Here is a 21523-nt window from a genome sequence, read left to right as displayed (position 1 = left end):
CTCTCTCTTGAAGGAATTACGTTACCTCAACAAATATTTTTACAAATACCGGGGCCGATTGCTCTTAGGCCTTCTTATCACTATGATAGCTACGGTTTTCAGAATCGTGGTGCCGGCTAAGATTGGCGATTCCACCGATGCCATGGTCATGTATCTAAATGATGAGATCAGCCGTGATATGTTAAAATCCAGGCTTCAGTACAACATCTTGATGCTGCTTGGGGCCGCCTTGGCATCTGGCTTCTTTACCTTCCTCATGCGCCAGACCATTATCGTGGTATCCCGATTCTTTGAATACGACATGAAGAATGAAGTATTCCGTCATTACGAGCGCTTATCCCTCAGTTTTTACAAGCGCAACCGGACAGGTGACCTCATGAATCGGATCTCCGAGGATGTATCCAAGGTCAGGATGTATGTTGGGCCGGCCTTGATGTATAGTACCACTACCCTAACACTTTTTGTGGTTGCTCTCAGTTATATGTTCTACACCGCACCTAGCCTCACTTTATATGCTGTACTTCCTTTACCTGTATTATCCATTTGCATCTACAGATTGAGTCTGGCCATCCACAAGCGATCCACCATCGTGCAGGAGTACTTGTCTAAGCTGACCACCTTTAGTCAGGAAAGTTTCAGCGGAATCTCGGTGATCAAGGCTTATGGGATAGAACCCAGAACCCTGACCAACTTTAACGAATTGGCAGATACCAGTAAACAGAAGAACATCGACCTTGCCAAGGTACAGGCCTTGTTTTTCCCACTCATGATACTGCTGATCGGGGCGAGTAACCTCTTAGTGGTCCATATTGGTGGAAAGCAATACATAGACGGACTCATCGATTTTGGCACCATCGTAGAATTTTTGATCTACGTCAATATGCTCACTTGGCCGGTGGCCATAGTCGGCTGGGTCTCCTCCATTATCCAGCAAGCCGAAGCATCTCAGAAACGGATCAACGAATTCCTGAAGGAGGAGCCAGAGATAGTCAATCATGCCAGTAGTCAATCTGATATAAGGGGGGTACTTGAATTTAATAATGTCAGCTTCCGCTATCCGGATACCGGCATTCAGGCTTTGAAGAATGTATCATTTAAGGTTCAACCCGGAGAAACCCTAGCCATAGTGGGCCATACCGGATCTGGAAAGTCTACCATACTGGAATTGATCGGACGGCTTTACGATATTGATTCCGGCAATTACCAGGTGGATCACAAACCCGTGAAAGACATTCACTTAAATAGTTTGAGAAAGGCTGTCGGTTATGTGCCACAGGATGCATACTTATTTAGCGAGAGCATCAAAGACAATATTCGGTTTGGAAAGGAAGATGCCTCAGATCAAGAGATCGAGCAGGCGGCCAAGGATGCCAGTGTGCACAAGAACATCGTTGGCTTTAAGGAAGGGTACAATACTGTTCTGGGAGAGCGGGGTATCACTCTGAGTGGAGGTCAGAAACAGCGGGTCTCTATTGCGAGGGCCATAGTGCACGACCCTCAGATTCTGCTATTGGACGACTGCCTCTCTGCAGTGGACACAGAAACCGAGGAAGAGATCCTCAGAAATCTACAGCGTATAGGAACGGATAAGACCACCATAATTGTGAGTCACCGCGTTTCCTCTGCGAAAAGCGCGGACAAGATCATCGTACTGGAGAAAGGCCAGGTAGTGCAGGAAGGCACGCATACCGAATTGATCGGAAAGGACGGTTATTACAAGGAGTTATACCACAAACAGTTGTCCGAAAAAGAAATGTAAGCCAGACTTTGGCTGGTTAACATTTTTTTTAGATTTTTGGCTCAACCAAATAATTTCAGACATTATGAGCGACCACAATACGATTGAGCGGGAAGAAATCTTCTCGAAAGTGATGAGAGCCGGCCGCCGGACCTATTTTTTTGATGTTCGAGAAACCAAAGCAGGTGATTATTATCTGACAATCACAGAGAGTAAAAAATTCACGAACGACGATGGGTCCTTCCACTACAAAAAACACAAGATCTTCCTGTACAAAGAGGATTTTGGAGAGTTTAGGGATACCCTCGAAGAGATGATCAACTACGTATTAGATGCCAAAGGTGAAGAGGTTATCTCGGAACGTCATCAAAAGGATTATAAGAAGAACGGTCAGATGGATCCACAGGAAAATGGCCAGACCGATTCATCCAGTTTTACCGACATAGAATTTGACGATATTTAGAAAAGATTAACCTATCTGCATCAAACCGCTTCCCACTCAAGAAGCGGTTTTTTTTATCTTTAACCTCGGTCAATTTCTAAAATTGACCAACCATTTCACAACAATAAACAAGCATAAATGAAGAGAGTTTTATTCTTACTGGTTATTCTTATGACCATGAACCTGGGATATTCCCAAGACTACCAGGTGGATCTGGACTACTACCTCCCAGAAGATGTCAGTTACAACCCCGCAATTCCTACCCCTAAAAGTGTGGTGGGACACGAGGTGGGAGATTGGCATATCACCCACGACAAACTAGCTCAGTACATGTACACCCTGGCCGAAGCCAGTGATCGGATCACAATTGAGAACAGAGGAGCCACCTTTGAAGGGCGACCGATATTACTGCTGACAATTACATCACCGGCCAACCACGGCCGGATCGATCAGATTCGACGGGATCATGTTAGCCTGGTCGAGGAAGGTTCGGCATCCATGAACACCGCCGAGATGCCGATCGTAGTCTATCAAGGTTTTTCCATACACGGTAATGAACCCAGTGGAGCCAATGCTTCCTTGGCGGCGGCTTACTACCTGGCAGCTGCGCAAGGGCCAAAGATCGACCAACTTTTAAATGATATGGTGATTTTGTTCGATCCTTCCTTCAATCCGGATGGACTGCAACGCTTTGCTTATTGGGCCAACATCCACAAAAGCCAGAATGTCAACCCGGATCCAAATGACAGAGAATACAGTGAAGTCTGGCCCGGTGGTAGAACCAATCACTATTGGTTTGATATGAACAGGGACTGGATGCCCGTTCAGCTCCCTGAAAGCCGCGCAAGGATCAATACCTTTCACAATTGGTATCCCAACATCCTCACCGACCATCACGAGATGGGGACCAACGCCAGCTTTTTCTTCCAACCAGGGATTCCATCGCGGACCCACCCTTTAACACCACAGAAGAACCAGGATCTGACCGGAGCCATTGCAAAATTCCACGTAAAGGCCTTCGACAAACTTGGAAGCTTCTACTATACCGAAGAAAGTTTTGACGATTTCTACTACGGTAAGGGATCGACCTTTCCGGACATCAACGGGGCGGTAGGAATCTTGTTCGAACAGGCCTCTTCAAGGGGCCACGCCCAGGAGAGTGATAACGGAATCCTGACCTTTCCCTTTACCATACGCAATCAGTTTACGGCGGCCCTATCAACCTTAGAGGCGGCAATTTCCATGCGTCAGGAAATGCTGGATTATCAGCGTGATTTCTACAATGATGCTCGCCGGGAAGGATCAAAAGGCGGAGCCATTGTCTTTGGAGATGAAAAGGATGCGGCCAAGACCTATCACCTGGCCGAGATCCTGAGCAGACACAAGATCAAATTCCATGAACTGGCATCTGATTTTAGTCAGAATGGCAAGAACTACAAGAAAGGATACGCCTACGTGATCCCTAAGAACCAGAGACAAACACGTCTGGTGAATGCCATGTTCGAGAAGCGCACCAGTTTTACGGACAGCCTGTTCTACGACATCAGTGCCTGGACCTTTCCGCTGGCCTTTAACCTGGACTATGCGGAAACTTCGATAAGCAGAGCTGGAAGCGAAGTGACCGACCTTCAAATGAGGGATGCCTCGGCCCCCAGCACGTCCAATTATGCCTACCTGATGGAGTGGCACGAGTATTATACCCCCAAAGCACTGAATATAATCCTTCAGAAAGGACTTCGTGCCAAGGTGGGTATGAAGCAGTTCAGCTTGGGTGGGGTCGATTACGATTACGGCACCGTTATGATCCCCGTACAGAATCAGAAACTTTCGGCAGGAGAACTGGGCGAATTCCTTCAAAAGGTCTCCCGCGAAGCACATGTGGATATCAAAGCGGTGAATACCGGCCTGACCGTTGGGATCGACCTGGGTAGTAACAACTTCCGGGCAATCGATAAGGCTTCTGTGGCCATCATTATCGGAGATGGCATCAACCCCTATGATGCCGGAGAGATCTGGCATTTGTTCGATACCCGTTACCAAATGCATATCACCAAACTGGACACCCGAAACCTGGGCCGTATGGACCTGAGCAGGTATACAGACATCATTCTGCCCGCTTCCTGGGGAGGAGGGCCGGATAAGGCTGTGGCCGAAAAACTGAAAGCCTGGGTCGAGAAAGGAGGTACGTTGATCGCCTACAGAAGCGCCGGAAGATGGTTGGACCGAAATGAGCTATTGAAAATGAATTTTAAATCCAGGGAAGATTCTACCTCGACCATCAGTTTTGAACAGCGAGGTGACTACTTCGGAGCACAGGTCATTGGCGGCGCCATCTTTGACACCCGGATCGACAGGTCACATCCTATCGCTTTTGGCTACAAGAACAAAGAATTGGCTATGTTTCGCAACACTACCTTATTTGTGGAGGCTGACAAGAACTCCTATAACAATCCAATCCGGTATACTGATAGTCCTTTACTCAGCGGATATATATCCGAGGAGAACCTGGATCAATTGTCCGGCACTGTGCCATTCAAGACACGAGGAATGGGTAGAGGTAAGGTGGTTTATTTTACCGATAACACCAACTTTCGCGCCTTCTGGTACGGAACCAACAAATTGCTGATGAATGCCATCTTCTTTGGAGATCAAATGTAGATGAGACCATTTCTATCTTTCTCGTTACTGTTCCTCGTGATCATCGGGTGCATACAACGGGCATACGGGCAGGAGGAGCAGAGCCGTGAAGAGAGAAAACTAGAGAACGAACGCTTTGACGATGCACTGATCGAGAAGGTCGAGGACTCTGAAGAACCCGACAAGGTCCTGCATGCAGAACCCCTGTACATCGATCTGATCAGGGACCTGGGAGCCCGGAAGGGCGAACAGGAATGGAATCTAGGCTTCGGTGTTTTGGACCGAGATGGTTACAATGAGATCGAAGCTTTGATCGAATACGAGTTCGCTATCATCGATCGTCTAGGGCTGGAGATCGAATTTCCCTTCTCATTTTTCACAGTTAATGAAGAAGGCGTTGTTCAACCGGAAAACAAATTGAACAGTCTACAATTAGCCGGGCAGTACACCCTGGTGGTCTCTAAAAAGGCTAAATTTTCCTTCGCCATTGGCTATTTACACGAATTTGAGTTCACGTCGTTTAAGCAATATGGCAAGGAAGACCTCTACAAGGGTAATGTCTTCAATCCGTTCGCCGTGGCCGCCAAACGATGGGGCGATAATTTTCATACGCTGATCTATGCCGGTCCGGTCATTGAACGGCTTTTCGGAACAGGAATGTCCGAAATAGATTGGCAGATCAATACCAACCTGGATTATATGATATCAGGCACCAATAACTTCATTGGGATAGAATTCAATAAGTCCTTTGAAGATGGTGATTTCGATATGACCATGCGACCTCAGATGCGGGTGACCATTGACGATCATTGGATGGCGGGAATAGTTACGGGTATTCCTGTAGAACAGGAAAATGAAGGCCTCAGTATGTTTGTGCGTTTGATCTATGAACCGGACTGATTCCTTCAGCCAAATTTTCATACCTTCAACCTAATATGACCTATCCGTTCTTCAGATCAATATTTCTCGCTCTTATGTGTTGTTCATCTTTGTTTGCACAACAGCAGCTAAATGAGGCTTTTGAACCCTTAATAGGTCATACATGGAAAGCGGAAGGGCATTGGGGAGATGGATCTCCATTCTATCAGGAAGTCTTCTTTAGACAGGATCTGGAAGGGGAATTGATCGTGGCCCAATCCATGGGATTTGTCAATAAAGAGCAAACTCGGCGAGGAGAGCGAAATCTGGGTATACGACGATGGGATTCTGCAAGTGGTAGTCTACTCTTTTGGGAATTCGATGTGTTTGGAGGACTAACCCAAGGTAAAATGACCCAAGATGGTAAAACACTGCGCTATCATTACGATTACAGCAGTCTGTCTTTGACAGACGAATGGAAATATGTGGATGACAAAACCTATGGATATAAAGTAGGGCAATGGGACGGCAAAGAATGGAAAGCTGTTTATTTAGAAACTGAATTCCACAAAGTGAGCGGCTCCCCCTTGGAAGAAATGTTCATCAAATTAAAAGAAACGCTTCCCGGTAAATGGCGCAGTAAGGCCTGGGATGGATGGCTGGACGAACATTGGTGGGTAGACGCAGATGGAAATCTCAGACAAACAGCGGAGTATTCTGAGAATGGAGAAGTGACTTACAAGGCACAAAATAAAATAGAGCTAATCGGAGACCAATTGGTATTGATCCGCTTGATCGAAGATTCGGATCCGCGCATATTTCAAGCTACCTTTTTTGACCACAAAAAAGTCGTTTTCTTTAACGATATGTATACCAACCCAAGTCGAGTTACCTATACCCTTTTTACTGACCGCTTTGAAAGAACCATCGGTGGAATGGAAGATGACCAACCATCTCGATACACCTTTTCCTTTAATAAAACCAACTAAAAATGAAAAAGTCCTTAGCCTTAATGGCCTTAATCACCCTAATGTACTCTTGTAAAAAAGATGCTCCGCAGCGCGATTGGAGCGGAGAATTTGACCAGATGCTCGTGAATTATGCCGAAGATGGCAAGAAACTGAACCCACTCTTTGCCACCTTTATGGGAGATAGCCGGTATAATGACCTCTTCCCTAATTATCTGGATCCGACTGTTCAAGACAGTATGGTTGCCCATTACAACCGCTATAAGGCCCAGGTGGTCGAGTTCCCGGATAGCCTGCTCAGCAGCAGCCAACAAATGAGCAAAGCCGTTCTGTTATGGGAGTGTGATATTAATTTGGAGGGATTCAACTATGACAAACCGCGATATATGCCCATAGACCAGATGTGGTCTCCCCATTTGATGATGGGACAATTGGGCAGTGGTGCCAGCGCCCAACCCTTTAAGACCGTACAGGACTATGAGAACTGGATCAAAAGGACCGATGGCTTCATTGCCTGGCTAAATTCGGCCCGAGAAAATATGGAGGCAGGAATGGGTAATGGCTATGTACTGCCTGCTTCTTTGGTAGTCAAAGTGGTACCTCAGCTCAGGGCCATGTCAGATCCTGAATTAGAAGATCACCTGTTTTACGGTCCTGTCGCCAATTTGCCTTCTGATTTTAGTGCCGAAGACAAAGAGCGCCTAACAACGGCCTATTCCGAATTGATCGAAGAGCGGCTGAAACCTAGTTACCTGCAATTAGCAGAATTTATGGAGGGCCCCTATTCTGAAAGTGCTCGCGAAAGTTCCGGTATACAAGGAATACCCGAAGGTGATGCGTATTACGCTCACCAGATCAAGTTATACACCACAACAGAGATGACTGCAGCAGAAATCCACGATTTAGGTTTGAGTGAGGTAGCACGCATCCGTGGAGAAATGGAAAAAGTTATGGCCGAAGTCGGATTTGAGGGAGACCTGAGATCATTTTTTGACCATGTACGTTCCAAGCCAGAGCTCATGCCATATACCGACCCTCAGCAGGTTATAGATCATTTTAATGCAATTCATGAAAAAATGAAACCCCAGATCGAAGTCCTCTTCGATAAAAAACCAAAGACTTCCTTCGAGGTAAGGCGGACGGAAGCATTCCGGGAGCGCTCGGCCAGTGCAGAATACAACCCGGGTTCCTTAAAGGATGGACGTCCGGGAATTTTCTATGTACCTATCCCAGATGTAACGGCTTACAACATTCACGGTGACGAATCCCTTTTCCTTCACGAAGCTATCCCAGGTCACCACTATCAAGTGGCCCTGACACAGGAAAACGACGATCTTCCAGACTTCAGGAAGAACCTTTTTTACAGTGGTTACGGAGAAGGATGGGCACTATATGCCGAGTCACTTGGAAAAGAACTAGGCCTGCTAACTGACCCCTATCAGTACTTTGGAATGTTGGGGGCCGAGATGCACCGTGCCATCCGATTGGTGGTAGATACAGGCCTGCACTACAAAGGCTGGAGTCGGGAAGAAGCAATAGAATACTCCTTGAACAATGAAGCGGAATCCGAGGCCTCAATCACTGCAGAGATCGAGCGCTATATGGCTAATCCGGGCCAGGCTCTGAGTTATAAAATAGGACAGCTTACCATTCTCCGGTTGAGACAAGAGGCCGAGGCTCAATTGGGAGATGCATTCGATATTCGTGAATTCCATAATCAAGTTCTGGAAACCGGGTCCGTTCCACTTGCTTTACTGGAAGAAAAAATCGCCAACTGGATAGCCGCCTCACTTTAGGTATAATATTTGTAGTAAATTAAGGAGATGTAAAAAGATCGCAATGAAAAAATTACTACTCCTTTTTTTTATATTCAGCATCGGTACTGCTTCAAAGGCCCAGACAAATCCTGATGAACGCAGGTTGATCGTTCAATTTAAAGCGGATCGAGTCCCTCAAAATGCAGAGACGGCCTTTCAGAGCTCAGAACTGGCAACCATCAGTCAGACCATTGGCCTGACCAGATCCAAGGTTATCGGTAACCGGCAATTGAACAATACCTATTTACTGAAATACGATAATACTCAGCTTGGGCGTACCCAGGTTATGGAGCTTTTATCTGATACTGACTTATTCCTTTTTGTAGAACCGGATCACAAAATGTCTGGAACAGGTGTTGCAGCAACTACTCCCAATGACCCTTTGTTTTACAACAGACAATGGGGGCTTTTTAATGACGGCACCTTCCCTCTTAGTCCCTCTACTTCGGATGCGGATATTGATATGGACGAAGCTTGGGACCTATCTACCGGTGATCCTGACCTAATCATGGCGGTCATGGATTCCGGACTGCGCTATAATCACCCTGAATTGGCAGACAGGGTCTGGCAAAATCCGAATGAGACTTCAGACGGCACTGACTCTGACAATAACGGCTATGTGGATGATCTGATCGGTTATGACTTTGCCTATGAGGACAATGACCCTGTAGATGATCATGGTCACGGGACCAATGTGACAAGCATCATGGGTATGACCGGAAATAACGGCCTTGGCTATGCCGGTGTAAACTGGAATTCACAGATCATGATCTGTAAGGTTTTAGACGAAGATAATTCTGGCTTTTATTCCTGGATGATAGACGGGATCTTCTATGTGGTAGACAATGGTGCTGACGTGATCAATATGTCCATTGGAGGGAATTCACCCTCATCGGCCTTAGAACAAGCCATAGATTATTGCTACGCCAACAACGTGCCAATTGCAGTGTCTACAGGTAACCAGAACTCCGTGATCCAATATCCGGCACGTTATGCGAATTCTATAGCTGTGGGGTCCACAGATCCTGATGATGGGCGCACAGCCCCCTTTTTCTGGGACTCAAACAGTGGTAGTAATTTTGGGCCACAGATCGATCTGGTAGCTCCAGGCAACTACATTTATGGACTAAGTCACACTTCCAACACCAATTACAATACCTATTGGGGCGGAACTTCCCAGGCATCACCCCATGTGGCTGGTGTGATCTCCCTGATGCTATCCATTCGTCCGGAACTAACTGTAGACCAAATCAACCTTATCCTGCAGGCAACTTCAGAGGATCAAGTTGGAGATTCCGGGGATACTCCAGGCTTTGATAACTTCTATGGCCATGGTCGTTTGAATGCCAGAGATGCCCTTGAAATGGCCTCTACCCTTGGCTTGGAGGACAATCAGCAACCTACGATCCGCATTGGTCCTAATCCGATGAAAATTGGAGATCGACTGACGATCAATGGCCTCCCTCACAGAGACTATGGTTTTAGACTTTTCAATACTCTTGGAAGCGAGATCAACTTGCAAATTCCAGCCTGGAGCGGACAAAAAGCCTTTGTGGAAATGAACGGGATCAGCACAGGATTTTACTTGATGCAGATCATCGACCAGCGAAGTGGTAGTAAATTGATCCGTAAACTGATCATTCAATAATTTGCCCGGCCAGCTGATTTTCTAATTTCCTTAACGCATTTCTAGGCTGGGCTTGATTAGCTTGCAACAAAAAATTGCAATGGGACTATTCAAACGTACTTCTCCAACCGAGAAACTGCAGAAGAAATACGAAAAATTAATGGCCGATTGGCATCGTTTATCTACGGTAAATAGGGCCGAGAGTGATAAGAAATATGCCGAAGCTCAAGAGGTACTTGCCAAGATCGAACAGCTACAGGCTTAATTAGGATCTAAAGTCGTAGCCGGCTGCGAAATTATTTGATACATTAGTTGTAGAAATTCAACTAATGACGCTCAATTCTTGCCTTAAGGCGATAATTCCTCTTCCTTTCTTTTTATTTGCTTCCTTAGCAATACTTGCTCAGGAATCAACAATCAATTTTTCAGATGTCAGGAACACCCCCAATTACGGGCGTTTTCGCCTTATAGAAGTTAGGGGACATACTGGTGTACACCTGTATTCCGGTGAAGGTCTGGATGACAAGCTGGACAGTGGCTACGGATCGGTAGAAGTCCGATATGGTTGGCAATTTAGTGATCCAGAAGGATGGGGAGCTCGTTATGGATACCCTTCCTACGGTGTGGGTATTTACTCAGGTTGGGTAGGCGACCCTCAAGTCTTTGGCAATCCGAATGCCGTCTATGGTTGGATCAACTTCCCGATTGACGGACCAGGTTACCGCAATACATTCTCCATCAATACTGCCTTTGGACTGACGTATAACCTGGAACCCTTTGATCCGGTGAATAACCCTCTTAATGACGCGATAGGAGCCAACATGGCCGTCTATTTTGATATGAGCTTCGAGTTTGCTTACCGGTTGACCCGGGAAGCCGATCTGATCTACGGACTGGATTTTGCCCACTTTAGTAATGGAAGGACTTTTACACCTAACTGGGGTCTCAATATGTTTGGTCTCGTATTGGGGATGAGATATCATTACAATGCAGATCAACACAGGATTAACAAAGATCCCTATACCGATGAACTGTTACAGGCTCGTTATAAACGTTCGGTTTCTGCCAAACCACAGCGAGTGAGCAAGAACTTCATCGATGTTCTTGCGGCTATCGGAACGGTTCAAAACGATGAAGACGCGGGGACAAATACCCGCTACGTTACCTTTTCCGGGGTGATCGACTACCGCCACCAGTTCAACAATATGCACGCCGTCACCGGAGGAGTTGACTACTTTTATGATGCCAGCCTCCAAGCCAGTTTTCCCGATGATAACAGCGCACTTTCGATGGTTGCAGTTCATGTGGGCTATGATTTTATGCTTTGGAGGATGGCGGTCCGCCTTCAAGTCGGAACATATCTCACGGACGATCGTGGCAAGGAACCGGTATACCTTCGACCTGCCCTTAGGTATCATTTCAATGATTGGCTAGCCGCTCAGATCGGTTTGAAAACCCGCAATGGTGCTGCGGCGGACTGGATAGAATGGGGACTTGCATTCACACCTTTCTCCTGGTGATGAATTTCAAGAACCTCCTCATAGCATTATCATTAATCAGCTTCGTCGTGCTTAGTGCGCAGGAAGGCAACTATAAGTTCGAGAACTACGGTAGCCGATCCATTTTGCTAAGCGGATCGGTGACCGGAAGTGTAGAGGATCTGGAACTCGCATATTACAATCCGGCTCGCCTGGCCCAGGTAGACAACCCTATTTTCTCTATTAACGCCAAGGCCTATCAATGGAACCTCATTAAGATCAGGGATGCTTTTGATGACGAAGAAGAGCTCAAATCATCTCAATTTGGAGGTATTCCGAGCATGTTGGTGGGGGCATTTAAGATCAAGAAATGGGAAAAACATCAGTTTGCCTACTCCTTCATTACCAAGTCTAGATCCAATTACAATCTATCTTTCGACAGTGGGTTGCGGGAGGAAGATATTATTGATATCGTGCCAGGCCCTGAAGAAATTAACAGCGTTACCTCCTTAGGCAACAACTTGAAAGAGGAATGGTTTGGTCTTAGTTGGGCTATGCCCATCGATTCGACCTTCAGTGTGGGTGCCAGCCTTTTCGGATCTACCTATAGGCTTAATTCTTCCAATAACCGCAGAGTTTCTATCGATACAGAAGAGGGGGTAATCGCCTATAATCAGCTAATCAGCTTTACACAGAAATCATATGGGGTATTTGCTAAACTGGCCTTAGCCTGGAAACTTGACAAGATGGATTTGGGATTGACTGTCAGTCTTCCTTACCTCGCGGTTTATAACAAAGGAAAATTCAGTTACGAGGAGGTCTTGGCCGGTTCAGGCTCAGATCTCGATTTTCTGACAAAAGTGGGCTTCAACGATCTGGATTCAAATCGAAGAGTACCTCTGTCCATTGCGGTAGGAGCTGGAATACCAATTGGTAGGACTACCATAAGCGCCAATCTGGAGTGGTATAGCGGTACAGGAAACTACCGGCGTATTAATATCCCTAGTTTTGACCGGGACGAGAGTAACGAGCAATTGGATGAACTCAGTTTCAACCTAAATGAAGAGTTACGGTCAATAGTCAATTTTGCGGTTGGCGTGGAGTTCTTTATCAGCGAACGATTAAAGGGATATGGAAGTTTTTCCACAGATTTCTCCGCCTACAAGGATAACCCCAATATTTTTGATCTGATCGATCAGACGGAGGAGGACATTAACTTCAGACAAGATTACTACCACGTAGGTGGTGGGGTCGAGTTGATCTTTAACTGGGCCAATCTGATCCTCGGAGCCAATTTTGCACAGGCATCTGCCAATTTCAGGTCACCAGAGCCCCTCCCTTTAGAGTATATCACGACATCAAGCACCAATGGGGCCTCCCTGATCAATACGCGCTGGCAGTTCATCATCGGGATCGATATACCCTTCCTGGATGATCTCAATCCTCTTACAAGAAAAGAACCTGAGGAACTTGATGAATAATTACAACGATTTCGTGCGTATTTAGTGCGGCCACCTTGATTTTTTAACATCAGAAACCGTAGCTTTGCGGCCCTTTACGTAAAGCCATGAAACAATTATTGCTGCGCAATTTCACATTCAACCCCAAGGACGATATTCTATCAGGACTAACGGTGGCCCTGGCCCTTGTTCCGGAGGCAGTAGCCTTCGCATTTGTGGCTGGCGTGGACCCATTGGTAGGCCTCTATGGGGCCTTTATGATGGGTATAGTCACTGCTATTGCCGGTGGGCGTCCGGGTATGATCTCCGGAGCTACAGGAGCCATGGCCGTGGTCATGGTCCATTTAATACAGCAAGGCAATGAATTTGGCGCAAGCCTGGCAGAACCTGTCCAAAACCTGGGACTGCAATGGTTGTTCATCACCCTGCTTTTCGTTGGAGGGATTCAAGTTCTGGCCGGAGTGCTGCGCCTAGGTAAGTTCGTGAGGTTAATTCCCCATCCGGTGATGATGGGATTTGTCAATGGATTAGCTATTGTGATCTTTCTCTCCCAATTGGGTATGTTCACTACGGTGGTGGACGGTGAAAGTCAGTGGTTAAGCGGTGCCGAACTTTGGAAGATGATCGCCTTGGTGGCCCTGACCATGGGTATTATGTTCTTCCTACCCAAGCTCACTAAAAAAATACCTGCGGCACTTACGGCCATAGTTGTTGTGGCTGCACTTGTTATCCTGGGGAACCTGGATGTTTCTACAGTTGGATCCTTTATCCGAGAAGGAGGTGGTGAAGGGCTTAAAGGAGGACTTCCCAGCTTTCAATCTGGGATATTTGATGTGCTGTACACTCTGGAAGGTAATTGGGACCTCATCCTATCCACTGCATTCGTATTGGCAGCCGTTGGACTGATCGAATCACTTATGACCCTGAACCTGATCGACGAAATGACTCAGACCAGAGGGAGCGGTAACCGCGAATGTGCTGCCCAGGGTGCCGCTAATGTATTGAACGGGCTCTTTGGAGGTATGGGTGGTTGTGCCATGATCGGTCAATCCATTATCAATGTAAGCTCTGGCGGTAGAGGCCGATTATCGGGGATTGTCGCCGCCCTGGCCCTGTTGTCGTTCATTCTTTTCGGATCTGGCCTGATCGAACAAATACCAATTGCAGCACTTGTTGGAGTCATGTTCATGGTGGTAATCGGGACCTTTGCCTGGAGTAGCTTTCGGGTCATCAGGAAGATCCCACTTTCCGATGCATTTGTGCTGGTGCTTGTATCTGCCATCACAGTTTGGAAGGACCTGGCCGTTGCTGTAATTGCTGGTGTTATTGTCTCTGCCTTGGTATTTGCCTGGAAGAACGCCTTGATGATCCGCGCCCGTAAACGTCTCAAGGAGGACGGCACCAAAGTCTACGAGATCTGGGGACCGCTCTTTTTTGGATCTGTACAAACATTCAATAGTAAATTTGATCTGAAGAGCGACCCTGCTCAAGTAGAGATCGACTTCATGGAATCCCGTATCGCTGATCATTCCGGGATAGAGGCGATCAAAGGGTTGGTAAACCGATACAAACAAGCTGGGAAAGAGCTCAGGCTGACGCATTTAAGTCCAGATTGCATCCATCTTCTTTTAAAGGCCGAACCCGGCTTGGACAGCCTGATCGAACGCTCCATCGACGATCCGCGCTATTATGTGGTAACGGATACAGTAGATGCTGAGGTTTGATTGGGAAAATGCTGTAACTTTAGGAGGTTAGTCATCGACTAATTTGATAAAAAATGGCTTTAACACCTTCAAATATGTTGGCCTTGGGTACCAAGGCACCGAACTTTAACTTACCCAATGTTGTAACCGGAGAATCCAATTCGCTGAGCGATGTCCAGGGAGAAAAAGGAACGGTGGTCATGTTCATCTGTAATCACTGCCCTTATGTGAAACACGTGAACGAGGAGATCGTCCGGCTGGCAAACGACTACCGTGTGACCGGATTTGGGTTTGTGGGTATCAGCAGTAACGATGTAAAGAACTACCCACAGGACAGCCCCGAAAAAATGGCTATAGTTGCGGAAGAAGAAAATTATTCCTTTCCCTACCTATACGATGCAAGCCAGGAGATCGCTCAAGCTTATGACGCAGCCTGTACTCCGGATTTTTATGTCTTCGACGCCGAATTAAGATTGGTATACAGGGGGCAGTTGGATGCTTCCAGGCCAGGCAACCGCATTCAGGTAACAGGACGTGATGTCAGAGAGGCCTTAGACAATATCATGAACAATCAACCCCAGCGTAAGGATCAACGACCTAGCATGGGTTGTGGTATCAAATGGAAAAAGGACTGAATCAGGCTCTCATCCGCTCCAATGCCTTTTTGATATGCGTGTAGTGATGCATGCTGTGCCAAGCATAGCGCAGAGCATTCTCCTTTAGATCGGATTCTTCATCAGTCTCCGGATGGCGGAAGGTCCTTGCCCACTGTTCATCCTTGAGCATCCTGAGCAAGTAAACCAACTTATGATGCACAATTTGTATGTGTTTAATGGACCAGGAAACCGGTGAGATCTGGTAATCTCCTATCTCTGCCCAGGCTTTTTCATCATAGGCCTTGATCACAGGATTCTCTTCAGAAAGCGCCCATTTAAAACGAATGTAGCTGTTGTGATGGCTATCGGCTATATGGTGGATCACCTGACGAATGGTCCATCCTTCTGGCCTGTAAGGGGTGTCCAGGGTCTCTGGCCCTAAGTTGCCCGTTAACTCCTTAAGTTGAGCAGGAAATATCTCCAAGATGTTGATAGCATCATCCAGTTGCCTATCGGTAACTTCTTGTGGAGCAGTAAATTTGCCGATCGGGTAGCGTAGTTGTTCTAAGTCCATGACACGAAAATAATAAAAAACGCCCGAGCAATTCGGGCGTTTTTCAAAGGCTTTATATCGGTTTATTTGACACCTACCAATTCGACATCAAAAACGAGAACGGCATCCGGTGGGATAACACCACCAGCACCGCGACTTCCATAGGCCAGATCCGAAGGGATAACCATTCGAGCTTTATCTCCAACTTTCAGTAGTTGAATCCCTTCATCCCAACCGGGGATCACATTGCCCATTCCTACCGGGAAAGAGATCGGATTACCTCTTTTGTAGGAGTTATCGAATTCTCGACCATCAGGGAACATACCCTTGTAGTGCACATCGACTACTTGGCCCGCATTTGGTTTTTCACCATCTCCATGCTGGATGATCTGGTACCGCAATCCGGAAGACGTCTGTTCGAACCCTTCTGAAATAGAGGTTAAAAGTTCCTCCTGGGCTTTACGTGCCGCTTCTTCCCTTGCCGCTTTAGCTCCATCAAAGACCCGGAAACTCTCTACTGCATTCCAGGCTTCGGCTGCTGCACCAACACGCAAGATCTCGACCTTTTGCATAGTATCACCTTGCTCTATTGCATCGACCACATCCTGCCCTTCGACTACGTTTCCAAAAACTGTGTGCTTATCGTCCAACCAAGGAGTCTCCACATGGGTAATGAAAAATTGACTTCCATTGGTACCTGGTCCCGCATTGGCCATAGATAGTACCCGGGAGCATCGTGTCTGAGATCTGGATGAAATTCGTCATCGAAATTGTATCCAGGTCCACCTGCACCACTGCCTTGAGGGTCTCCTCCTTGTATCATGAAGTTGGGAATGACCCGGTGAAATTTCAACCCATCGTAATAGGGAGTCCCCTGAGGCTTGGCTCCATTTTCCAATTGTCCCTCTGCCAGGGCGACAAAATTGCCTACTGTACCTGGAGTTCGGTCGTAGGTAAGCTCGATCAGAATTCCTCCTTTTTCAGTGCTTATCTTGGCGTAAATACCGTCTTTCATCGTCTGTTATAAATTTTGCCGCAAAGGTACGATTACCCTACGGAATAAGTATCATGCAAATGGAAAAGTGAGAATAATTAGTTAGCTAGTTCGCTAATGAATTTGATGCGGTAAAGGCGAAGTTCTTCATCATCGTAGTCCCCGTCGAACTCTTCCATGGCCTCATCTATCTTGTCTGTTTCTGCCTCCAGGAAGTACTCATGGATCTCTTCCTGCTGGTCCTCGTCCAAAACCTCATCAATCCAATAATCGATATTCAGCTTAGTACCGCTATAAACGATCGCCTCCATCTCCTTGATAAAATCGACCATTTCCAGGCCTTTGGCCCCGGCGATATCATCCAAGGGAAGTTTGCGGTCCACACTCTGAATAATGTATAGCTTTAGTGCACTATTGGAGCCTGTGGATTTTACAACGAAATCATCCGGGCGCTGGATATCATGCTCATCGACATACTTTTTTATCAGCTCCAGGAAACTACTGCCGTATTTCTTGGCCTTACCCTCTCCCACTCCATGGACATTGGACAACTCGGCCAAGGTGATGGGGTATTTAAGTGACATATCTTCCAATGAAGGATCCTGGAAGATCACAAAAGGCGGAAGACTCAACTTGTCCGCGACCCGTTTTCTTTCACTTTTAAGCATCTTAAACAGCTGATCGTCCGCCGAGCCACCACTACCCTTTTGGACGGTCAAGATGGTATCGTCATTGGCCTGCTTATAAGAGTGATCCTCGGTCATCATGAACGATACGGGATGATCAATGTAATGCAAGCCGTATTCGGTGAGCTTGATCACACCATAGGTTTCAATATCCTTCCGGATGAAATTGGCCACCAGCAATTGGCGCAACAAGGCCATCCAATGTTCTGCCGTTTTATCCTTACCGACTCCGAAAAACGCTTGTTCGTCCGTACGGTGAGACTTGATCATGGCGTTGACATTGCCAACCAATACGTTGACGATCTCTTTGGCCTTGTACTTCTCCTTGGTCTTTTGAACAACGCCCAGCAGCATCTCGGCATCCGGCTGCGCTTCATGCTTCTTTTTAGGGTGACGCATATTGTCGTCCATATCTCCCCCTTCTCCTGTCTCATTGTCAAACTCTTCCCCGAAATAATGCAGAATGAATTTACGACGGGAGATGGAGGTCTCTGCAAAAGCAACGACCTCTTGCAGGAGGGCATGTCCGATCTCCTGTTCGGCCACTGGTTTTCCGCTCATAAACTTCTCCAACTTCTCGATATCCTTATAACTGTAGAATGCCAGACAATGCCCTTCTCCTCCATCACGTCCTGCGCGGCCCGTCTCCTGGTAATAACTCTCTATGCTCTTGGGCATATCATTGTGGATCACAAAACGGACATCCGGTTTATCGATACCCATACCAAATGCAATGGTGGCAACCACCACATCGGCATCTTCCATTAGGAACATATCCTGATGTTTTACGCGTGTCTTGGCATCCAGCCCGGCATGATAGGGAATTGCCTTTATCCCATTTACCTGTAGGGTTTGGGCGAGTTCTTCAACCCGCTTGCGACTCAAACAATAAATGATCCCGCTCTTGCCTTCGTGTTGTTTGACAAAACGAGTAATATCGGCATCCACCTGTATGGTCTTTGGGCGTATCTCATAATAAAGATTCGGCCTGTTAAAGGAAGCCTTGAATGTATTGGCATCCTGGATCCCCAAATTTTTGAGAATGTCTTCTTGTACTTTGGGCGTGGCGGTAGCTGTAAGCCCAACAATGGGAATGTTATCCCCTATCCTCCGAATTATGGTCTTTAGATTGCGGTATTCTGGTCTGAAGTCGTGCCCCCATTCACTGATACAGTGAGCCTCATCGATCGCCACAAAAGAAATGGTGACCGAATTCAGGAAATTGATATACTCTTCCTTGGTTAGGGATTCTGGGGCGACATAGAGTAATTTGGTTACACCATTGGTAATGTCGTCCTTTACCCGCCTGACCTCTGTTTTATTCAGAGAGGAATTGAGCACATGAGCGATTCCCTCCTCTGAGGAAATCGCTCTAAGGGCGTCTACCTGGTTTTTCATCAGGGCAATCAAAGGAGACACCACGATGGCTGTTCCCTCCTTAAGCAAGGCCGGTAATTGATAACAAAGGGACTTGCCTCCGCCTGTTGGCATGATCACAAAGGTATTGTGCCCCGCGATCACACTCTCAATCACTTCTTCCTGTAATCCCTTAAAGGTGTCAAAGCCAAAGTATTTTTTGAGCGACTGATTAAGATCCGTATGCGCCACTACTTTACTCACATTATAAGTTCCTGCTCACCGGTTCTATTAGTTGGTTAACGTTGCGAACAATTGTAATTTTGCAACCTTAACAGCTTCCCGGTATCTAATTTGAAAGTTGGTCCTTTAGTTACGAGAAGGGAAGAAATTGGGAAGAACTACCCTTCGTTAACTAAATATACTAATTTCCCCAAGAGATTCAAACCTTAAACAGGCTAAATGTCAAACGCAAAAGAACAAATCATCCGAGTTGCCAGGGAAACCATTCTGTTAGAGAGCAATGCCATTCAGAACCTGGCCCAATTGGTGGACGAGGAGTTTGCCCTGGCCACTCAATTCATCCTGAAATCCGAGGGGCGGGTGATCATCACCGGAATCGGCAAGAGTGCGAACATAGCAACCAAGATAGTAGCTACCCTTAACTCGACTGGTACACCGGCTATTTTCATGCATGCAGCAGATGCCATTCACGGCGATCTGGGAACCATTCAGGAGAACGATGTGGTGATCTGTATTTCCAAAAGTGGGAATACCCCGGAGATCAAAGTTTTAGTTCCCCTGATCAAGACCAGAGGCAACAAATTGATCGCGATTACTTCCAACAGGGAATCCTTCCTTGGCAAACAAGCAGATTATGTGCTTAATGCCTATGTGGAAAAAGAAGCCTGTCCCAATAACTTGGCTCCAACTACCAGTACGACGGCTCAATTGGTCATCGGAGATGCCCTGGCCATGAGCCTGTTAGAAATGAGGGGATTCTCCAGCAAGGATTTTGCCCGTTTTCATCCTGGAGGATCCTTAGGCAAGCAACTCTATATGCGCGTAAGTGACCTGACCGCCCTAAACGAGAAACCGATGGTCAGTCCGGATGCAAACGTTAAGGAGGTGATCGTAGAGATCTCGGAAAAGATGCTCGGAGTAACCGCTGTGATCGAAGATGATAAGATCATTGGGATCATTACCGATGGAGACCTTAGGCGGATGTTGGTCAGTGTAGACAATATGAACGGGGTTACCGCCAGGGATATCATGACCAAGGATCCAAAACTGATCGACAATGACGCCATGGCAGTCAAAGCAATGGAATTGATGGACCAGCACGGGATTACACAGGTTCTGGCCCAGGAGAACGGCAAGTATATGGGGGTTGTCCACATTCACAACCTCACAAAAGAGGGAATTATATAACAGCCTATGACAGATTCTGCACAGAACCAGGAAAAGGAAATGTCCTTTCTGGACCACCTTGAAGAATTGCGCTGGCATTTGATCCGATCTACCCTGGCCGTAGTCATCCTGGCCACTATTGCCTTTATGTTTAAGGAGTTCATCTTCGATGTGATCCTATTCGGTCCTAAAAAGGCCGACTTTCCAACCTATCGATTGCTTTGTAAATCGGCTCAAATGCTAGGCTTGGATAGTTTCTGCTTCAATGAATTACCCTTTCGGGTACAGAGCCGTACCATGGCCGGGCAATTCTCTGCACATATCTGGACTTCCATAACTGCTGGATTTATCCTGGCATTTCCTTATGTGCTTTACGAGTTCTGGAAGTTTGTGAGTCCCGGGCTGCATCAGAATGAACGAAAAACGGCCAGGGGTTTTATCCTGGTGGCCTCCTTATTATTCTTTTTAGGTGTCTTATTCGGCTATTATGTGGTTACACCGCTTTCCATGAACTTCCTGGGAAGTTACCAGGTTAGCGACCAGGTGTTCAACGATTTTGACCTGAGCAGTTATATCGGTCTCGTCCGGGCTTGTGCACTCTCCAGTGGTCTGATCTTCGAATTGCCGATTGTGATCTACTTCCTGACCAAGATCGGGATCGTTACCCCGGAGATCCTCAAAAAATACAGGAAATTTGCGTTGGTAGGGGTACTTATACTATCTGCCATCATCACCCCGCCGGATATTGCCAGTCAGATAATTGTGGCCATCCCGGTGATCATTTTATATGAGATCAGCATATTGATCTCCCGTCGTGTAATTAAAAGACAAGAACGAAAAGCTGCCAAGAAATGAGCAATGCAGTAGAGGAATTTAACGCCTACAGGGCCAAGATGAACGATAAGATCCTGGCCGATAACAATAAGATCGTCAAGCGGATCTTTAACCTGGACACCAATGCGTTTACAGAAGGCGCCCTGTCCAAAAAGACCAAGGAAATTCTTGGGCTAGGCAATAGCCTGGTATTGCGCTGTGATGACTGTGTCCGTTATCATCTTGAAACTTGTTACAAACTGGGAATAACCAAAGAGGAGGTTGTAGAAGCCATGAGCGTGAGTCTGCTGATTGGTGGTACCATAGTCATTCCTCATTTGCGTAGAGCCTATGAATACTGGGAAGCGCTTGAGGAACAGGAGTAGT

Annotated in this window: 17 protein-coding genes and 1 pseudogene; 15 read left to right on the top strand and 3 right to left on the bottom strand. The window is 46.7% G+C overall.

All coding sequences use genetic code 11. The features are described from left to right. Positions 1-7: 7 nt before the first annotated feature. From BST85_RS02600 to BST85_RS02545, 12 genes are all read left to right on the top strand, one after another. Positions 8-1759, top strand: coding sequence for an ABC transporter ATP-binding protein (locus tag BST85_RS02600; protein ID WP_104811837.1), 1752 nt, complete (start codon positions 8-10; stop codon positions 1757-1759). Between the two features lie 64 nt (positions 1760-1823). Beyond that, complete coding sequence (locus BST85_RS02595; RefSeq protein ID WP_104811836.1) at positions 1824-2201, top strand: PUR family DNA/RNA-binding protein; 378 nt, start codon at positions 1824-1826, stop codon at positions 2199-2201. Between the two features lie 117 nt (positions 2202-2318). Next, positions 2319-4838: a M14 family metallopeptidase gene (locus BST85_RS02590; protein ID WP_104811835.1), complete on the top strand. Its 2520-nt coding sequence runs from the start codon at positions 2319-2321 to the stop codon at positions 4836-4838. Continuing rightward, positions 4839-5717: an HAEPLYID family protein gene (locus BST85_RS02585; RefSeq protein WP_245917618.1), complete on the top strand. Its 879-nt coding sequence runs from the start codon at positions 4839-4841 to the stop codon at positions 5715-5717. It begins immediately after the preceding gene. Between the two features lie 89 nt (positions 5718-5806). Further along, positions 5807-6664 (top strand): hypothetical protein, encoded by an 858-nt coding sequence (locus tag BST85_RS02580; RefSeq protein ID WP_104811834.1) that lies wholly within the window; start codon positions 5807-5809, stop codon positions 6662-6664. A gap of 2 nt (positions 6665-6666) precedes the next feature. Next, positions 6667-8439, top strand: coding sequence for a DUF885 domain-containing protein (locus tag BST85_RS02575; protein WP_104811833.1), 1773 nt, complete (start codon positions 6667-6669; stop codon positions 8437-8439). Positions 8440-8482: 43 nt separating this feature from the next. Then, a complete protein-coding gene (locus tag BST85_RS02570; RefSeq protein ID WP_104811832.1) occupies positions 8483-10108 on the top strand; it encodes a S8 family peptidase in 1626 nt (541 codons plus the stop codon). A gap of 79 nt (positions 10109-10187) precedes the next feature. Beyond that, complete coding sequence (locus BST85_RS02565) at positions 10188-10352, top strand: Lacal_2735 family protein (protein ID WP_104811831.1); 165 nt, start codon at positions 10188-10190, stop codon at positions 10350-10352. A 64-nt stretch (positions 10353-10416) separates the two neighbouring features. Continuing rightward, positions 10417-11607, top strand: coding sequence for an acyloxyacyl hydrolase (locus tag BST85_RS02560; RefSeq protein ID WP_104811830.1), 1191 nt, complete (start codon positions 10417-10419; stop codon positions 11605-11607). 47 nt (positions 11608-11654) lie between these two features. After that, positions 11655-13046 (top strand): hypothetical protein, encoded by a 1392-nt coding sequence (locus BST85_RS02555; protein ID WP_146090628.1) that lies wholly within the window; start codon positions 11655-11657, stop codon positions 13044-13046. 86 nt (positions 13047-13132) lie between these two features. Beyond that, entirely contained in the window at positions 13133-14749 is a 1617-nt protein-coding gene (locus BST85_RS02550) for a SulP family inorganic anion transporter (protein WP_104811828.1), read from the top strand. A 53-nt stretch (positions 14750-14802) separates the two neighbouring features. Then, positions 14803-15363 (top strand): thioredoxin family protein, encoded by a 561-nt coding sequence (locus tag BST85_RS02545; protein ID WP_104811827.1) that lies wholly within the window; start codon positions 14803-14805, stop codon positions 15361-15363. A gap of 1 nt (position 15364) precedes the next feature. Here BST85_RS02545 and BST85_RS02540 read toward each other — a convergent pair whose 3' ends face one another. The 3 genes and pseudogenes from BST85_RS02540 to recQ all read right to left on the bottom strand — a co-directional run bounded on the left by BST85_RS02540 (position 15365) and on the right by recQ (position 19177). Then, positions 15365-15898, bottom strand: coding sequence for a YfiT family bacillithiol transferase (locus BST85_RS02540; protein WP_104811826.1), 534 nt, complete (start codon positions 15896-15898; stop codon positions 15365-15367). A gap of 62 nt (positions 15899-15960) precedes the next feature. Next, a pseudogene (locus BST85_RS02535) lies at positions 15961-16892 on the bottom strand (peptidylprolyl isomerase). Between the two features lie 77 nt (positions 16893-16969). Beyond that, positions 16970-19177, bottom strand: coding sequence for a DNA helicase RecQ (recQ, locus tag BST85_RS02530; protein WP_245917617.1), 2208 nt, complete (start codon positions 19175-19177; stop codon positions 16970-16972). 198 nt (positions 19178-19375) lie between these two features. Here recQ and BST85_RS02525 point away from each other — a divergent pair, with 198 nt between their 5' ends. The 3 genes from BST85_RS02525 to BST85_RS02515 are packed head-to-tail and all read left to right on the top strand — an operon-like array spanning position 19376 to position 21522. Next, a complete protein-coding gene (locus BST85_RS02525; RefSeq protein WP_104811825.1) occupies positions 19376-20344 on the top strand; it encodes a KpsF/GutQ family sugar-phosphate isomerase in 969 nt (322 codons plus the stop codon). Positions 20345-20350: 6 nt separating this feature from the next. Continuing rightward, on the top strand, positions 20351-21178 hold the full coding sequence (gene tatC, locus BST85_RS02520) for a twin-arginine translocase subunit TatC (protein ID WP_245917616.1): 828 nt from the start codon (positions 20351-20353) through the stop codon (positions 21176-21178). After that, positions 21175-21522 (top strand): carboxymuconolactone decarboxylase family protein, encoded by a 348-nt coding sequence (locus BST85_RS02515; protein ID WP_104811824.1) that lies wholly within the window; start codon positions 21175-21177, stop codon positions 21520-21522. Before tatC ends, BST85_RS02515 begins: the two co-directional genes overlap by 4 nt. The last annotated feature ends 1 nt before the right edge of the window (position 21523 follow it).

Source organism: Aureitalea marina (assembly GCF_002943755.1).
Taxonomy (GTDB): domain Bacteria; phylum Bacteroidota; class Bacteroidia; order Flavobacteriales; family Flavobacteriaceae; genus Aureitalea; species Aureitalea marina.
The sequence above is the reverse complement of the archived record's forward strand: the minus strand, read 5'-3'. Positions and strand labels throughout refer to the sequence as shown.

Excerpts from the sequence above, each read along its gene's own strand:
- BST85_RS02595 (WP_104811836.1), top strand. The coding sequence starts at position 1,824 with ATGAGCGACCACAATACGATTGAGCGGGAAGAAATCTTCTCGAAAGTG.
- BST85_RS02590 (WP_104811835.1), top strand. The coding sequence starts at position 2,319 with ATGAAGAGAGTTTTATTCTTACTGGTTATTCTTATGACCATGAACCTG.
- BST85_RS02585 (WP_245917618.1), top strand. The coding sequence starts at position 4,839 with ATGAGACCATTTCTATCTTTCTCGTTACTGTTCCTCGTGATCATCGGG.
- BST85_RS02575 (WP_104811833.1), top strand. The coding sequence starts at position 6,667 with ATGAAAAAGTCCTTAGCCTTAATGGCCTTAATCACCCTAATGTACTCT.
- BST85_RS02570 (WP_104811832.1), top strand. The coding sequence starts at position 8,483 with ATGAAAAAATTACTACTCCTTTTTTTTATATTCAGCATCGGTACTGCT.
- BST85_RS02565 (WP_104811831.1), top strand. The coding sequence starts at position 10,188 with ATGGGACTATTCAAACGTACTTCTCCAACCGAGAAACTGCAGAAGAAA.
- BST85_RS02560 (WP_104811830.1), top strand. The coding sequence starts at position 10,417 with ATGACGCTCAATTCTTGCCTTAAGGCGATAATTCCTCTTCCTTTCTTT.
- BST85_RS02550 (WP_104811828.1), top strand. The coding sequence starts at position 13,133 with ATGAAACAATTATTGCTGCGCAATTTCACATTCAACCCCAAGGACGAT.
- BST85_RS02545 (WP_104811827.1), top strand. The coding sequence starts at position 14,803 with ATGGCTTTAACACCTTCAAATATGTTGGCCTTGGGTACCAAGGCACCG.
- BST85_RS02540 (WP_104811826.1), bottom strand. The coding sequence starts at position 15,898 with ATGGACTTAGAACAACTACGCTACCCGATCGGCAAATTTACTGCTCCA.
- BST85_RS02525 (WP_104811825.1), top strand. The coding sequence starts at position 19,376 with ATGTCAAACGCAAAAGAACAAATCATCCGAGTTGCCAGGGAAACCATT.
- tatC (WP_245917616.1), top strand. The coding sequence starts at position 20,351 with ATGACAGATTCTGCACAGAACCAGGAAAAGGAAATGTCCTTTCTGGAC.
- BST85_RS02515 (WP_104811824.1), top strand. The coding sequence starts at position 21,175 with ATGAGCAATGCAGTAGAGGAATTTAACGCCTACAGGGCCAAGATGAAC.